This is a genomic window from Longirhabdus pacifica (assembly GCF_004115085.1).
Lineage (GTDB): Bacteria > Bacillota > Bacilli > Paenibacillales > DSM-105158 > Longirhabdus > Longirhabdus pacifica.
This window is the reverse complement of sequence record NZ_QXJP01000006.1, coordinates 128,368-145,647: the sequence shown is the minus strand read 5'-3', so window position 1 is coordinate 145,647 and position 17,280 is coordinate 128,368. Positions and strand designations below refer to the sequence as shown.

General features: G+C 37.9%; 13 protein-coding genes and 1 other annotated feature. Of the genes, 6 read left to right on the top strand and 7 right to left on the bottom strand.

The features are described from left to right. The first annotated feature begins 255 nt into the window (after nt 1-255). Entirely contained in the window at nt 256-2,775 is a 2,520-nt protein-coding gene (locus D1Z92_RS06755; RefSeq protein WP_128894901.1) for an alpha-amylase, read from the top strand. 144 nt (nt 2,776-2,919) lie between these two features. Here D1Z92_RS06755 and D1Z92_RS06750 read toward each other — a convergent pair whose 3' ends face one another. Further along, nucleotides 2,920-3,471 carry a hypothetical protein gene (locus D1Z92_RS06750; protein ID WP_128894900.1) on the bottom strand — a complete coding sequence of 184 codons (552 nt, stop codon included), beginning with the start codon at nt 3,469-3,471 and terminating at the stop codon, nt 2,920-2,922. A 221-nt stretch (nt 3,472-3,692) separates the two neighbouring features. Between D1Z92_RS06750 and D1Z92_RS06745 the strand changes: the two genes are divergently transcribed. From D1Z92_RS06745 to D1Z92_RS06725, 5 genes are all read left to right on the top strand, one after another. Further along, a complete protein-coding gene (locus D1Z92_RS06745) occupies nt 3,693-4,205 on the top strand; it encodes a GNAT family N-acetyltransferase (protein WP_128894899.1) in 513 nt (170 codons plus the stop codon). A 10-nt stretch (nt 4,206-4,215) separates the two neighbouring features. Next, nucleotides 4,216-5,067 (top strand): P-loop NTPase family protein, encoded by an 852-nt coding sequence (locus D1Z92_RS06740; protein ID WP_128894898.1) that lies wholly within the window; start codon nt 4,216-4,218, stop codon nt 5,065-5,067. 17 nt (nt 5,068-5,084) lie between these two features. Next, nucleotides 5,085-5,360, top strand: a binding site (T-box leader). 71 nt (nt 5,361-5,431) lie between these two features. Next, nucleotides 5,432-8,521 (top strand): isoleucine--tRNA ligase, encoded by a 3,090-nt coding sequence (ileS, locus tag D1Z92_RS06735; RefSeq protein ID WP_128894897.1) that lies wholly within the window; start codon nt 5,432-5,434, stop codon nt 8,519-8,521. 478 nt (nt 8,522-8,999) lie between these two features. Continuing rightward, entirely contained in the window at nt 9,000-9,833 is an 834-nt protein-coding gene (locus tag D1Z92_RS06730) for an MBL fold metallo-hydrolase (RefSeq protein ID WP_128894896.1), read from the top strand. A 60-nt stretch (nt 9,834-9,893) separates the two neighbouring features. Further along, a complete protein-coding gene (locus D1Z92_RS06725; RefSeq protein ID WP_128894895.1) occupies nt 9,894-10,334 on the top strand; it encodes a MarR family winged helix-turn-helix transcriptional regulator in 441 nt (146 codons plus the stop codon). Between the two features lie 89 nt (nt 10,335-10,423). On the opposite strand, the gene D1Z92_RS06720 is transcribed toward D1Z92_RS06725, so the two are convergent. Genes D1Z92_RS06720 through D1Z92_RS06695 form a run of 6 tightly spaced genes read right to left on the bottom strand, consistent with a single transcriptional unit; the run spans nt 10,424 to nt 17,178 of the window. Next, nucleotides 10,424-11,944 carry a sensor histidine kinase gene (locus D1Z92_RS06720; RefSeq protein ID WP_128894894.1) on the bottom strand — a complete coding sequence of 507 codons (1,521 nt, stop codon included), beginning with the start codon at nt 11,942-11,944 and terminating at the stop codon, nt 10,424-10,426. After that, complete coding sequence (locus D1Z92_RS06715; RefSeq protein WP_128894893.1) at nt 11,919-12,620, bottom strand: response regulator transcription factor; 702 nt, start codon at nt 12,618-12,620, stop codon at nt 11,919-11,921. The genes D1Z92_RS06720 and D1Z92_RS06715 overlap by 26 nt, the downstream gene beginning before the upstream one ends. Before the next feature lie 58 nt (nt 12,621-12,678). Next, nucleotides 12,679-13,596 carry a UTP--glucose-1-phosphate uridylyltransferase GalU gene (galU, locus tag D1Z92_RS06710; RefSeq protein ID WP_128894892.1) on the bottom strand — a complete coding sequence of 306 codons (918 nt, stop codon included), beginning with the start codon at nt 13,594-13,596 and terminating at the stop codon, nt 12,679-12,681. Between the two features lie 36 nt (nt 13,597-13,632). After that, a complete protein-coding gene (locus D1Z92_RS06705; RefSeq protein WP_164931484.1) occupies nt 13,633-14,028 on the bottom strand; it encodes a GtrA family protein in 396 nt (131 codons plus the stop codon). Next, nucleotides 13,988-15,028 carry a glycosyltransferase family 2 protein gene (locus tag D1Z92_RS06700; RefSeq protein WP_128894890.1) on the bottom strand — a complete coding sequence of 347 codons (1,041 nt, stop codon included), beginning with the start codon at nt 15,026-15,028 and terminating at the stop codon, nt 13,988-13,990. The genes D1Z92_RS06705 and D1Z92_RS06700 overlap by 41 nt, the downstream gene beginning before the upstream one ends. Continuing rightward, nucleotides 15,025-17,178, bottom strand: coding sequence for an ArnT family glycosyltransferase (locus tag D1Z92_RS06695; RefSeq protein ID WP_128894889.1), 2,154 nt, complete (start codon nt 17,176-17,178; stop codon nt 15,025-15,027). The genes D1Z92_RS06700 and D1Z92_RS06695 overlap by 4 nt, the downstream gene beginning before the upstream one ends. Between the last annotated feature and the right edge of the window lie 102 nt (nt 17,179-17,280).

Here is a 17,280-nt window from a genome sequence, read left to right as displayed (position 1 = left end):
TGTCAAAATATATTCAGTGATACTATTGAAAACGTTTGCATAACATAGTAAACTAGTAAAGTAGTAAATTTTTCATATAAGGAGGAAATTATAATTAAATAAAATGTAAAATTGTTTTACATCCAGGAGGTGCAGAGGTAAATATAAATGATACTTTCGATATGTATAGCGAAATACACGCTTATAACAAATGAACTTTAATTTAAGTATTGACGTTTGTGCAAACGTTTTCAAAAACATCAGGAGGTCTATAATATGAATAAAACATTTAAAAAAATGACTGCTATTTTTTCTATCCTTTGTCTTATATTCACTTTAACACCCGCTTTCTCTGCCAGCGCAAATGAGGAAGCAACAACAGCATCATCATTTAACGGAACGATGATGCAATATTTTGAATGGTATTTGCCGAGTGATGGTTCTCACTGGAACTTTATGAAAGAACAAGCAGACGAGCTCGCGGATGCTGGTATTACCGCTCTTTGGATTCCACCTGCTTACAAAGCCGCAGGAGGAACTGAGGATGTAGGATATGGAGCGTATGACTTATATGATTTAGGAGAATTTTATCAACAAGGTGCGGTTAGAACCAAATACGGTACAAAATCTCAGTTGCAAGATGCTATTTCTTCTCTTCACAATGAAGGTGTGCAAGTCTATGGGGATGTTGTTATCAATCATAAAGGTGGCGCGGATGCAACAGAAAATGTACAAGCCATTCAAGTCAATTGGAACAATCGCTTAGAAGATATTAGTGGTCAACAAAGCATTGAAGCATGGACAAAATTTGACTTCCCTGGCCGTAACAATAAGTATTCCAGCTTCAAATGGAACTGGACACATTTTGACGGCGTGGACTGGAATCAAGCAACAAAAACGAAAGCATTGTATCGTCTAGTTGGAGATTATAAGTATTGGGATTTAAATGTTGGATCTGAGAATGGAAACTATGATTATTTACTTTACGCTGACGTAGATTTTGATAATCCATACGTACAACAGGAAATGAAAGATTGGGGAACATGGTTTGTCAATGAATTAGGATTAGATGGTTTCCGTCTTGATGCTATTAAACACATTGACAGTCAATATATGAAAAGCTTTTTGGGGAGCACAAGATCCAATACAAACAAAGAATTATTTACTGTTGGAGAATATTGGCTCAATGACTTGGGTGCACTTAAAGGTTATTTAAATCAAGTTGACTATTCAATGTCCTTATTTGATGTACCTTTACATTATAATTTCTACGAAATTTCTAATGGTAATGGAAATTATGATATGCGTAACATTTTAGAAGGAACATTAGTACAAAGTAATCCTGAGCACGCGGTAACGTTAGTAGATAATCATGATTCACAGCCAGGACAATCGCTAGAATCTTGGGTGCTAGATTGGTTCAAACCTTCTGCATATGCGTTTATTCTAACTCGTGAAGCTGGATACCCTACTCTTTTCTACGGTGATTACTACGGTATTGATCCTACCAATGCAGATGGTAAAAAGTGGGGCGGAATGAAAAGTGAAATTGATCCTATTTTGAAGGCTAGAAAAGAATTTGCTTATGGAACTCAGCATGACTATATCGATGATCAAAATATCATTGGTTGGACGCGTGAAGGTGACAGTTCACATGATAAATCTGGTCTTGCTGCTATCATCACCGACAATGCTGGAGGTTCCAAAAAAATGTACGTTGGAAGTCAGCATTCAGGTGAAACATGGGTAGATATGACAGGAAACCAACAAACGGAAGTCACTATTGATGGAAGTGGACATGGCCTATTTACTGTTGGTGGTGGATCTGTATCCATTTACGTCAACAAAGCTGCTTTAAATGGTGGCGGAAGTGGCGGCGGTGGTGGAGGTGGCGACGATACAGTCACTGTCTACTACAAAGAAGGTTTCAGTAATCCATACATTCATTACAATGCAAATGGTACTTGGACGACACCTCCTGGTGCGAAAATGGATGACAGCGGTATCGATGGTTACTACAAATATACGGTGAACATCAATAGTGGTACAGAACTAACAGCTGCATTCAATGATGGACAAGGCAACTGGGATAGTAACAATGATAACAACTATGTCTTCCCTGCTGGTACATGGACGTTAGATGACGGTACTATCACAGCTGGAGCTCCAAGTGGCGGTGGAGGTGGCGACGATACAGTCACTGTCTACTACAAAGAAGGTTTCAGTAATCCATACATTCATTACAATGCAAATGGTACTTGGACGACACCTCCTGGTGCGAAAATGGATGACAGCGGTATCGATGGTTACTACAAATATACGGTGAACATCAATAGTGGTACAGAACTAACAGCTGTATTCAATGATGGACAAGGCAACTGGGATAATAACAATGATGACAACTATGTTTTCTCTGCTGGTACGTGGACTTTGGATGACGGTACTATCACAGCTGGAGCACCAAGTGGCGGTGGCGGTGGAGGTGGCGACACAGATGAAGATACGTTAAAAATTGTCGTAGATGCACCTTCGAATACAAGCCAAGTGTATTTAGCTAGTGAGTTAAACAATTGGAATGCTGGTGATGAAGCATATAAGTTAACGCAAAATGGAAACGGTGAATTTGAAATCACCCTAAACCTTGAAGAAGGAACGTCTTTCAATTATAAATTCACACAAGGCTCTTGGGAATCTGTAGAAGTAAATCAGGATGGCAGTGATACGAACAACCGCAGTTATACTACTAAGGGTGGAAGTGAAGTAGTTTCTGTTACTGTTACAAACTGGAAAAACTAATAGTTGACAACATCACTTTAATATTTTAGTCAACAATGCTCATTTAAAGAGACACAAAAAGAGACTAGTTTCTACTAACTAGTCTCTTTTCTTTTCATTCAATGTTGCGTAGATTTGTGAAGTCCATATCATTGCATTTCAATCTTATTCAGCTTCTATTGTTGGTGTTGTGTTCTTTTTTTTGCGATTTCTCATAACACCTATAAAGATTCTTCCAGCTTGTATCAATATAGCCATGATCAGTGCAGTGAAAAAATGTCTAATTATGATCATGATGTTATCCATCTCATCATAAGCTTTATAATATTTTAGCTCTATTACAGGCGTTGCTATAATGTCGTCGTAATATCCTAGCAATTCACCATAGAACGTAATAGAATGTCCAACATCTCCATTTGATTTCGCAATAAGATCTGGTAAGCCACTATCACTTTGTATTACAAAACTAGCAAATTCTTCATAATAAGAGAATAAAGAAATTTCGTTGTATGGGTAATCATCCTTCTGTACATTTAAAAAACCACTAATATACACATTATCTCCTGCAACGGAGTAATCGTTCGCCCTTGAAAACTCATCACCATTTACTTCAACCACAGAATTCCAAAAACCTAACCAGCTAGATACTGTACCTATAATTGCCGTCATTAATATAATTGTAAATATATGTTTCATTACAGAACGTACTTTTTTCATTATTATTCCCCTATCTTCATTGAATTAATATAATGTTTTAAAATCATTATTTCATTTTATTAATGAAACGTTTCGATGTAAATAGGTCTTTGGTTTTAATATTTATATAATATAAGAGTATTTAAGAGTAAAATTGGAAAAATAGATCAAAATGTGATAATTTTGAATATATACATAATGAATGAAGGTGTTAACCATGGAGTAGAAAGGATGCGCTACTTATGCATATCGTTTCCTGTGAAACAATAAACAAAAAAGATATAGAAACATTTTTGATTAGACATTGGGGCAGCACCCACATGGTTATTTCAAGCGGCGTCTATGATTGTAGTCAATTAGCAGGGTTTGCAGCTATTCAGAATGATAGACATATGGTAGGTCTAATTACATATATCATAAAAGACAAAATTTGCGAAATCATCTCATTAGATAGTGTGGAAGAGCGTAAAGGTATTGGTACGGAGCTACTTCATGCAGTAGAGGAAGACGCAAAGAAACAACGTCTTGACGCAATAAATGTAATCACGACAAATGATAATTTACAAGCCCTTAAATTTTATCAAAAAAGAGGCTATCGTATGCAGACAATATACCCTAATGCAGTAGACAAAGCGAGAGCAATCAAACCGCAAATTCCTCTCATCGGTCATGATGATATACCCATTACGGATGAAATTGAATTGTGCAAAGTCATACAAATAGAAAGAAAAAGAAATAGTAAGCATGAAAGGTAGGTTATTATTTATGCATACAAAGCTAATATTAATAGAAGGACTAGTAGGATTCGGAAAGTCTACCACTGCTAAAATGGTCAATGACATACTAAAAGAGATGGGTATTCAAACTAAACTATTTCTAGAAGGAAACCTAGATCATCCGGCAGATTATGATGGTGTATCTGTCTTTAGCAAAAAAGAATTTGATGAGCTCTTATCTTTCAGTAACGAATTCAAGGATATTTTCATGAATAAAGTGATGAAAAAAGAAGATATGTATTTCTTACCTTATCGAAAGATAGAAAATGAACAAAATACAAGTTTCCCCAAACCATTATTTGATATGATCTTTAAAAAGGATATTTATGAAATTCCACTAGATCAAAATATCGAACTAATCTCAAATAGGTGGAGAGCGTTTGCAGAAACCGCTGTTCATGACGATCATACTTATATTTTTGAATGTTGTTTTATGCAAAACCCACTAGCTATCGGTATGATGAAAGAAAATGCACCAAATGAACAAGTCATAGACTACGTTATGCAATTGTCGGAGACTATTGAACATTTAAACCCACTACTCATTTATATAGAACAAGATGACCTGGCATTTTCTTTTAACAAAGCGCTGACGGAAAGATCGAAAGAATGGTCTGAAGGGTTTATTCAATATGCTACTAATCAAGGTTATGGCAAAATGCACGGACTTAAAGGTGCAGAAGGCACGTTGAAAGTACTGGAAGCGAGAAGGCAGTTAGAGTCACAAATATTGGATATGCTAAAAATGAATACGATCAAAGTGAACAATTCAAATTATGACATGGATACGTATAAGCTAAAATTAGCTGACGCTTTAAAAGTGTCATGTGATCGTGTATAATAATGATAATCAAATGAATGGAATCAATGAAGAGAACAGTAAGTTAAGCCCTGATCTATAGAGAGTTGGCATTTGGTGCAAGTCAACGTTCAGCCTTAACCGAAGATCATCTCTGAGATATAAAGCTGAACAGCGCATAGATGAAGCAATGAAGCACATTTCTTCATAACAAGTAAGCTTTATCGGAAATCCACCGTTAACAGGATCGTATCGAGAGTCCATGATATAGCGTCAACATATTATGGGAATTAGGGTGGTACCGCGAGTATAAATAACAGCAGCTCGTCCCTTTTTGGGATGGAGCTGTTTTTTAGTTTGTTTATAACATAACAAAGTCTGTTTATAATAAGAAAGGGTGATTGAAGTGGAGAAAGTAAACATTAAAGAAAATGCGCGTTCCAGAGAACTTCGCATATTAGAGCAATGGAAAAGTGAGAACACATTCCATCAGTCCATGGAAAAAAGAGAAGGTGCGCCGCCATTCGTCATGTATGAAGGTCCACCCACTGCAAACGGAATGCCTCATATTGGACACGTACTTGGACGTGCACTGAAGGACTTTTTTGGTCGTTACAAAACGATGGCTGGCTATCAAGTCACTCGTAAAGCAGGATGGGATACGCACGGTCTTCCCGTAGAGCTTGGTGTAGAAAAACAACTCGGCATCTCTGGTAAACATGAAATAGAAAATTACGGCGTGGAAGCATTCATTAACAAATGCAAAGACAGCGTATTTAATTACGAGCAAGAATGGCGTGAATTAACGGAAGCAATTGCGTATTGGACAGACTTAGACGATCCATACATTACACTAAAAAACGAATATATTGAAAGTGTATGGGCCATCTTATCCGATATTCATGAAAAACAACTATTACAAAAAGGACATCGCGTTAGCCCGTATTGCCCAAGCTGTCAAACGACATTGAGCTCGCATGAAGTGGCACAAGGATACAAAGACGTCAAAGATTTAAGTGTCATTGCCAAATTTAAAAATAAAGAAGTGGACGGAGAATATTTCTTAGCATGGACGACAACACCTTGGACATTGCCAGCTAACACCGCGCTAGCTGTGAACAACGACATGGACTATGTCAAAGTGAAACAAGGATCAGAAACGTATGTCGTAGCACATAGTTTAGTGGAGAAAGTTTTCTCCGACAGCGAATATGAGATCGTTTCACAGCACAAAGGAAGTGAATTTGTTGGACAAACGTATGTCCCACCATTTACTTACAATGCAATTGAAAAAGGTCACTTTGTCATCCATGCAGATTTCGTTAGCGACACTAGCGGTACAGGTATTGTTCATACCGCTCCTGCGCACGGGGAAGATGACTATAAAGCAACGAGAAAACACGGCATTAGCATGCTCAACGTCGTGCAATCAGATGGTACGTATGACAGTTCGATCACACCATTTGCTGGTCGCTTCGTAAAAGATTGCGATGTCGATATTATTAAGTATTTAGCAGAGCATGGATTGCTATTCTCCAAAGAAAAATATGAGCACAGTTACCCATTCTGTTGGCGTTGTGACTCTCCACTCTTATACTATGCATCTGAAAGTTGGTTCATTGAAACCACGAAAGTAAAAGAGCAGCTCATTGCAAACAACAACACCGTACAGTGGTTCCCCGATCACGTACAGCAAGGCAGATTCGGTAAGTTTTTAGAAGAGCTCGTCGATTGGAATATTAGCCGTAACCGCTATTGGGGTACACCACTTAACGTATGGGAATGTGAATCTTGTCAAACACAGTACGCACCGGGCAGCATCGCAGACCTGAAACAAAGATCGATTAAACCGTTAGAAGAAATCGAATTACACAAACCATACATTGATGAAGTCAAACTAACATGCCATGCATGTAACGGTACGATGGACAGAACACCAGAAGTAATTGATGTGTGGTTCGATAGCGGATCGATGCCATTTGCACAACATCACTATCCGTTTGAAAATAAAGAGCAATTCGAAAAACAATATCCTGCGGATCTCATCATCGAAGGGATTGATCAAACGAGAGGATGGTTCTTTAGCTTACTGGCTGTTTCCACGTTATATACTGGAAAAGCACCTTACAAAGCCGTTATTGCTACAGGCCATATTCTTGATGAAAATGGGCAGAAGATGTCCAAGAGTAAAGGCAACGTCATCAGCCCTTGGGATATTATTGGTGAATACGGTACCGATGCTTTTCGTTGGGCTTTATTAGGAGACAGTGCGCCATGGAATACGAAGCGTTTCTCCAAACAAGTCGTACAAGAAGCAAAATCGAAAGTCATCGATACATTAAATAACACCCACTCATTCTTCACCCTGTATGCGCTAATTGACGGATACAATTTAGAAGAAAATAAAGATGTAAAACCAACACATCGTCTAGATCGCTGGATTTTATCCCGCTTAAATAGCACGTTAAAGCAGATCATTCCAGCACTAGATAGTAACGACATATTGAATCCAGCGAAGCAAATAGAGCAGCTCATTGATGAATTAAGCAACTGGTACATTCGTCGTTCTCGTGATCGTTTCTGGGGCAGCGGATTGACAGAAGATAAGCGTTCAGCTTATTTCACATTGCACCACGTTCTTATCACCATTAGCAAAATGATTGCACCGTATGCACCGTTTATTGCAGACGATATTTATCGTAATTTAGGTCATGAAGAAAGTGTACATTTAGCAGATTATCCGAAAGTAGACGAAGCATGGATAGATGAGCAATTAGAAGAAGAAATGCTAACGGTTCGTCAAATCGTTGAACTTGCTCGCAACGTACGTAACACAACGAACATTAAAACACGTCAACCACTTTCTGAACTTAAAGTGTCATTACCTAGCAACGTGGATATGACTTCTTATGAAGAAATCATTCAAGACGAAGTCAACGTGAAAAATATTAATATTGTGCAAGATGACAGTGAATTTGTACAATACAACTTGAAAATGAATTTAAAAGTAGCTGGACCTAAATACGGCAAACATATCGGTCCATTACAAGGTTTCTTAAAGCAGAGATCTGCACAAGAAGCTGGTGAAATCGTGTCTAATGGTGGCTTTACATTCGAAGCGCCTACGGGTGACACATTATCGATAACCAATGAAGAGTTGCTTATCGAAAAGCAGGCCAAAGAAGGCTTTGCTTCTGCATCAAGCAGCAACATTACGGTAGCGTTGTTAACGACCATTACACCTGAATTAAAGCAAGAAGGACTTGTAAGAGAAGTCATTCGTGCCGTACAAGACTACCGTAAACAGTTAGATCTTCCTGTGGAACAACGCGTACATCTCACTTTGGATGTCCATGATTCATTAAGAGAAGCGATACAGAACTTCGAGCAAGTGCTGCAAGATAATGTACTATTGCTTAGCATCACCTTTGCAAGCGAAGAAGGCATGGAACAAATCGAAATAGCGGATGATACCATTGGTGTACGTATCAGTTAATTTACTGTCATGCAATTAAAGTAGTATAAAAAGTAGCGAATTCAAAATATAAGGATGATGGGGCTGTTTTATTAAACTTCCCTCATCCTTATTTTTATGTAGACACACTTATCTCATTGCATAAATGAGTATAAAATTTCTCCATTTACTTTACTACAATACTGACTATTGACATTATAAAGTTTAGTTACTATACTATATACAATGAATAGTGTTTTTTATACATTTAACTCTAGATTGTCTTTATGAGCGTAAACTTATATTCCATTATTTCTTCAACTTATTACCGCTAACTTAAGATGGAGAAATTTCTACTTCACAACCTTTACGCCTGGTTACTGAGGCGTAAACTTATATTTCATTATTTCTTCAACTTAAAATAAGTTGAATGAACTTGTTCAACCAACTTATTACCGCTACATGTAAAATTTTTTTCATTATTTTGTTTAGTAACTAAACTACATGGGAGGAAAGTACAATGAGATGTAAAGCAACTGTTCTTTCAGAAAATACTGTATTTGGTAACCTAGGGGCTATCGCAGAACATGGATGGGCCGTATATTTAGAAACAGATTATGGAAACTATTTATTTGATACAGGGCAAGGTTATGCGTTAATTAACAATGCTACGATATTTAAAAAATCGTTAACCGACCTAAAAGGCATTATCTTAAGCCACCATCATATCGATCATACAGGAGGGTTACTGGATGCAGTGAAAATGGTAGAGTCCAAGCAAGTGAATGTATATGCACATCCACATTTATTTAAAGAAAGCTACCTTGTAAGAAATGATTATAAGCATATTGGTGTACCACATGCTAAATCTGTACTAGAAAGCAATGGAGCCAATTTTGTTTGGAATACAACATTTACAGAAATTGCTCCACATATTTTCCTTACAGGAGAAGTTCCACGCATAACGAATTTTGAGCATGGCGATCAAGATATGGTGGAAAAAATAAATCAAAACTATGTGCAAGATGATTTTATCGACGATCAATCCATTGTCATTCAAACTACAAAAGGATTATTTGTCATTTTAGGCTGCTCCCATGCTGGAATCATTAATATTCTTCATCACGCTATCAAACAAACCGGAGACGATAGAATTCATACCGTCATTGGTGGCACTCATTTATGGCCGGTAAGTGACGAACAAAAGAAAAAAAGTATTGCAGCATTAAAAGAATTAAATGTGCAACATCTGGGCGTATCACACTGTACAGGTTTTGAAGTGAGTACTCAGTTAGCAGAACAATTTGGAGATGCATTCTTTTTATGTAATGTAGGTACCAGTGTAGCATACTAATTCAATCACCCATCTATTGGGCTCATTGACACCAACACAATTCATTTTTATACTACGTGTATGAATAATATAAATCGAAGTCAAAAATTAGGCCGTTTGTTTTTTCAATTACAACGCCTTGAAAAAAATCCAAAAAAATATGGGGAAGCAGGTCACTTAACTCCTAGTGAGATTCATACCATTGATGCGATAGGGATAGAAGATCCCATCCAAATGAGTGAACTAGCTACTAAATTAAAAGTAACAAAAGGTGCGATCACACAGATTTTCAAAAAACTAGAAACCAAAGGACTTGTCAAAAAAGGTCCTCATCCAACCGATTCGCGATCGTTCATCATATCTCTTACCGAAAAAGGCAAAGCAGCTTATCTCCTTCATGAACAATTACATTTGCGTTTTTTTCAATCATTAAGTGATCAGTTTAACGAACAAGAATTGGAAATTTTTGAGTTGGGAATTGAAAAGTTAACGAAATTCATTCAAGATAATGAAGAAGTATGAAAACGAATGCAATATGATGATGAGAAAGAAATGCCATAAAAAGGGCTGTACGACGAAATGTACAGTCCTCTTCTAGTTTTACTCGTGTTTTATTTCCCCTCTTCTCCATCTGTCACCAACGGAAGCAGTAGTGTCATCGTCGTTCCTTCACTGGAACTTTTTTTCAAAACCAATTCCCCTTGTTGCATCTCAGCAATCATTTTACTAAGCGCTAATCCTAAGCCTAGTCCACGCACTTTATGTTTTTTATTTTCTCCTCGATACAATCGTTCAAAAATAAAGGGTTGCTCTTCTACTCGAATGCCACATCCTTGATCTCGAACATCGACAGAAACATAATGTTGATCATTTTTCATTATACTTTTAACCAGTACAGTAATTTTGCCTCCAGTTTCCATCGCTTGCTGACTGTTTTGCAGTAGATTAATAAGTATTTGCTTCGTTCTTAGGGAATCTATATTGACTGGTAAATGTTCATCAAACAGAATCATCTCCACTTCCATTCCACTATGGTGAAGTACTTTCCACTCATGAATGGTTTCCTTTATCCATGGAATAAGGTTCATGTTTTCTGCGTTTATCGTTATGGCACCGGTTGCAAATGTATTAAAATCAAGTAAATCTTCTACCATCGTTTGCAATCGCTGTGTTTCCCTTAATGAAATATCGAGAAACTCTGCTTTTTCTTCCCCATCCACCACTTCATCTTTTACAGACTGAATGAGCGCGCTTATGGAAGCTATTGGTGTTTTTAATTCATGAGTCACACTTGCCAACAGCTGTGTTCGTAGCTTTTCAAGTTGATCTAGCCTTTTTGTCATTTCAGTAAATGACCCGACGAGATCGTAAATTTCTTTTTGCTTTACGATGGATGGATGAATGTCGACATTGTAGTTTCCTTTTTTCACTTCATTTGCAGCTTGTGCAACTTGAATGATAGGCTTAGCTAATTTCTTGGATAAAATATAAATCGTAACCCAACCTAGTATAGCTAAGGAACATAACCAAATAACCAGAAGAAAAAAATCTCTACCAAGCACTAATCGCTTTTCAGGTTGTACAACAATGACATGACCTATAATCGTATTATCTTCATCCAATACGACAGGTTCGACAACTAAATAGGTTTTCCCTATACTTTTTAATCTCTTAGTAAGTACAGTAGTATCAGTGATGTCCTCAGGTAAAACAACACCCAATATGTCTTGCCCCATTTTCTCATTATAAGCCAGATCATTCTGATCGTTCGGATTATTTGGATTGGGACGAAGTTGCTGTTCTTTTGAGAACGGAAATAATACGTTCCCTTCATCATTGATTACCATCAGTACCAGTGGCTCATTGATACGAAAAAATTTCCTTCTCTGTTCGATAAGATTAGGAAAGTTTCTGTCCACTACCACTTCCCCATCCGATGTTATCACGGTTTCAGAAAGATCTGCAGCTAGTATTTTATTGACATTCAACGTATTTTGATTATTGTTATACTGCATCCAGAATGTACTTACCGTACCGATCAGAAACAATCCAATGAGCAATGTGACTAAATATCTGCTCGTTAAATAATGCAGTAATGGTATTTTGTTATTCCTTGTCCTCTTTATAAACACGGAACTGATACCCCAATCCTCTCAATGTCTTAATTTCTCCGTACGCATGATCCCAGCCATACAAACATTTTCTAATCCTTTTGACCGCCAAGTCGACCGCTCTATCACTGCCATCAAAATCAATTCCCCACACCTTTTCAATAAGCTGCTCTCTTGAGAATGTTTGATTAGGATGTTTCAGCAAAAATAAAAGTAAGGAGAGGTCTCGTGGTGTCAACGTAACCTCTTCCCCATCCACAAAAATATGATGAGCGCGAAAATCAACTTTGAGATTACCTAGCATCAGCATATCATCACTAGATTCGAAAATGGGGGAAGACCTTCGCAATACGGCACTGACACGAGCAACCACTTCATCAGCAATGAAAGGTTTCGTAATATAATCATCGGCACCGCTATGCAGTCCATTTAAGCGATATTCTACATCGCTAAGTGCAGTGATCATGATGACAGGACAAGCATTCTGTTTACGTATATGTGCTAGTACGTTCCATCCATCTTGACCTGGCATCATCACATCCAGTAGCACAAGGGCAGGGGAGAAAGCTTCAAACTTCTCCACTGCCTGATGCCCATCATGTGCGAACTCCACTTCATAATCTGCTTTTTTTAAATATGCCCCGAGTACACGAGCAATGGGAACTTCATCTTCAACAATTAAGATCTTTTTTGCCATCGTTCCTCCTACTATTTTGGTATCACTTTAACTTCTCCATTTATTTAATTAACTTGTGTTATAGGTTAACGGCTTCTTTATTTCCTTTATGGACTTGCTCTCCTATTTGTTTCACACCTACAACACTTTTCATATAATCTAACAGTGGCTGTTTTAATTCGGGGTGCTCTGATAATGCGATTTCAATCGTGGTAGTAATAAAACCTAACTTCTCCCCTACATCATATCTTGTCCCATCAAATTCATAAGCATAAATAAATTGTTCTTCATTTAAGGAGGCTATCGCATCCGTTAACTGAATTTCATTTTTACTACCAGGCTTTGTACGTTCTAAATGAGTTAAAATATCCGGAGTAAAAATATATCTACCCATAATTGCTAAATTGGAAGGTGGATTCTGCAACGGCTTCTCCACACAACGTTTCAAGCGGTGCATGCGCTCTGCACTGTGTTCTATTTCTACTATACCATAACGATGTGTTTCCTCCATAGGTACCTGTTTCACTCCGATAATAGAGGCATTCGTACGCTCATACTGCTGCATCAACTGCTGCAAACACGGTGTTTTTGCCTTAACGACATCATCGCCAAGTAAAACGGCAAAAGGCTCGTTACCAATAAACTTTCTGGCACACCATACGGCATGCCCTAGACCTAGTGGCTCTTTTTGACGAATATAATGAATATCAATAAGGCTAGATGGTTTCTGCACTTTCTTCAATATATCTGTTTTATTTCGCTGCTCCAATATTTGTTCTAACTCACAGGCATGATCGAAATGATCTTCAATCGATCTTTTCCCTTTACCTGTAACGATAATAATTTCTTCTATTCCAGACTGAACCGCTTCTTCTACAATATATTGAATCGTAGGTTTATCCACGATAGGTAGCATTTCCTTGGGCATTGCCTTCGTTGCTGGTAAAAATCGTGTGCCTAATCCTGCTGCAGGAATAATCGCTTTTTTTATTTTCATGTTCTTTTCCCCTTTTCACTTTATTAGATTCCCTGTTTATGATTTAAATACCCATACTTTCGATGCGATAAAATTAATCGACATCGCCCCAATCGTTGCTATTGCTTTGCTCACCAACATATTGCCATTGGAGATGAACATCACCGACTGTAATAAACCTAAACTTAACAGTAAAGAGCAACTGTTCACTACGATAAATTTCATCCATTCTCCAACATTAGATTTACGCTTGCTTTGAAATGTAAAATGCTTATTCAAAAAATACGAATGAACCATTCCACCGCTATAAGCTACGATTTGCGAAACGATGAAAGGATATTGAAATCTTTCATATAAAATAAAGAAAATGATAAAGTCAACGACCGTATTCATGACACCAACAAGTGCGAATTTAATGCCTTGTTTCGATAGCATCTTCGCTAGTATGAACACTGTGCTGGTGCTCTTTTTCATAAGTGTTGATGTTATTTTGCACTTGGTCTACATCAGCCTCTGTGCCATGTTCGATCGTGTCAATGATATATAACGGTCGATCCCTTGTTTCATCGTAAATTCTAGCTATATATTGGCCCATAATGCCAAGCATAATAAACGTAAATCCAAAGAAAAATAAGTTAATAGAAACCATGGAGGACCAACCTGTTACTGTACTATCCGTAAACAATCTCATATAGAGAACGTACAGTAAATATACAAAGCTTGCACCAGAAAGCATAAAACCTAAATATACTGTCATTAATAATGGCTTATACGAAAAAGAAGTAATAGCATCCATCGATAAACGAAGCATTTTTTTCAATGGATATTTAGTTTCTCCAGCAAATCGTTCCTCTCGCTCATACTCTATTGCTGTTTGTTTGAATCCAACCCAACTGACAAGCCCGCGTACAAAGCGATTCTTCTCCTTCATTCGAGACATGACTTCCTTCACTTTACGATCTATTAAGCGAAAATCACCAGTATCTAGAGGAATATGAACTTCCGTCATTTTGCTTAACATGCGATAGAAACAAGCTGCTGTCCATTTTTTGAATTTTGTTTCTCCTTTACGAGAAGAGCGTTTGGCATAAACAACTTCATATCCTTCCTCCCATTTCTCCATCATAGAAAGAATGAGGTGAGGCGGATCTTGTAAATCCGCATCAATGACTACAATAGCTTCCCCTTGTGCATGTTCCATGCCAGCCGTAATCGCAACCTGATGACCAAAATTACGAGAAAAGTTAATGAGTTTAACATGATGATCTTCATGACAATAACGTGTGATGATTTCTTTTGTTTTATCTTTACTACCATCGTTTACAAATATCAGTTCATAGGGCCTTTCCGTTGCTCTCATGACTTTTGTTAGTGCATCATAACACTGCTCTATGACTTCCTCTTCATTAAAAGCGGGGATAACTACGGAAATGATGACTTGTTCTTCTCTCATGTCCCTACCTCTCCTTCCGTATCTGGTATTAGTTCATATAAGTTACTTGTATTAGCTCCATCTATCAGTACTGGAATGGTATGCTCTCTTAACCACACATCCAGCTCTGAGTTACCATTTTGATCTAGCAAAATATATTTCAGTGTGCCTTCATGGACTAGCTGTTCAAAATCAGCTACCGTATACACTTCATCTCCACCGTTAAAACCCCCATACGATATAGCCGGAAGACCTGTTTCGATAATAAATTCCGATACACTGTGTGAACTATTTGCAGCAACAAGATACGTTCCTTCTTCATACTGTGATACTAAGAAATCTTGCAGTGCAGAAGATTCATCTTCGTCATTTCTTTCATCGCCTCTAGTATCTGTAGCCAGCTCTGGACCAGCGTAAGGTAATGCAGCATTATTCGAATAGATCATCGGAGTAAGTGACCAATATAATGGTGCAGCCAGCATAGCAGCGAGACTGATAATTAATATCCCATTCGTCATCCACTTTACATGCTTTTGTCCCAGCATGTGATAAAGCATCAAACCTATGCTAACCACCGTGAATATCATCATAATGGGTAGCAGCCATTGGCTTACTTCTGGATAACGTAGCACCACAATAGATTGCCATACCATCGTAATAAGGATACTAAGCGGCATGATCCAGCCCCATAATTTATCTTTGTTCTTCATTCGTTTCCACATCTCCACTAATCCTGTTCCTACAAGTGCAGCGATAGCAGGAGCCAACATGATCAAGTAATATCGGTGAAAGAAAGATGCAAAGCTAAAGAAGTACAATATCGGCAGTAACCAACTCAACCAAAACAACGTTTTTAGTTGTTGTTCCGTTGGTGCTTTCCACGTTTTTACGATATTTCTTAATAGTACAATTGCGGAAATAAGTGCAATGAATATAAGCCAACTACTTTGCCCTGCTAGTTGAGTACTAAATAAACGAAATAGTCCTGGGTCACTTACTTCACTATTTCCTCTTCCCCCATCTGCATTACCTCCGCCTGTATTTCCTCCATCTGTATTGCCTCTATTTCTGCCATCGTTGCCATTAGGTGCATTGGGTCTATTTTGAGAACCGTCATTAGGCGGATTTTGCATATTTCCACCACTACCATCTGGATTCACAGTACCATCTAACGCTAGTGACAGGCCACTCATTGCTTCATTCATACTTACAGATGACGTAGGTGTAACTTGAATACTTGGTGGGGTTGTGTTATTGGGATTTCTGCCATTCCCTCCATCATTATTCCTACCATCATTTCCGTCATTATTTCCGTCATTATTTCCGTCATTGTTACCATTATTATTACCACCATCTCCACCGCCATCATTGCTACCACCACTCCAGCGATTAAGCCCGTTATGTCCAAAAATTAATTCCATTACCGTATTATTTTCACTGCTGCTAATATACGGTCTATCCTCTGGATCTACGAGATCTACGGTTACGGCCCATGATAATGAAATCACAACTACGATGATACCAACCAACATGAGATGCACTATTTTTCGGAGCCAATTGGTTTGAGCTGCAAGAAAATAAAATAAGAAGAACGCAGGTAGTATCATATAGGCTTGCATCATTTTGATATTAAACCCAACCCCAACTAAACCTGCTGCAAACATCAGCCACATTATTTTTTTCTTTTCCACCGCTCTAAACAAACACCAAGTAGACAGCAGCAATGTAAAAACGAGCAAACTATCTATCGTATTGTTGCGAGCCGCTGCTACAGCAATTGGAGTCACAGCTAGAATCAATGAAGCTATCCATCCCGCTGTTCTGCCAAATGGTTTTGCAACTAAGACATACAACAGTAGAACCGAGCCTGCTCCTGCTAACGCTTGCGGCAGCATGATAACCCACCCTTGGTAGCCAAATAAATTGGCAAAAGTCGTTTGAATCCAAAATCCAAGGGGCGGCTTATCAATCGTAGCCACTCCAGCAGGATCATAAGAATTAAAGAAGAAGTTATGCCAACTCTGCATCATACTTTGCACACCAGCTGCATAATAATCATTCCCAAACCCTTCTACTCCTATATTGAAAAAATTAAGAAAAAACGAAAGTAAAACGATCATACCAATCACAACATGATGGTTCCATTTGTATATGGTAGTTAAAGGTCTCATGTACTCTCCTCACTCCCTTTATATATTGTTCATAATTGAACTATACAGAAGAAGAGTGTCAGATAGATGTCAATCAATAAGATAAATGCATGAAGCATGCCT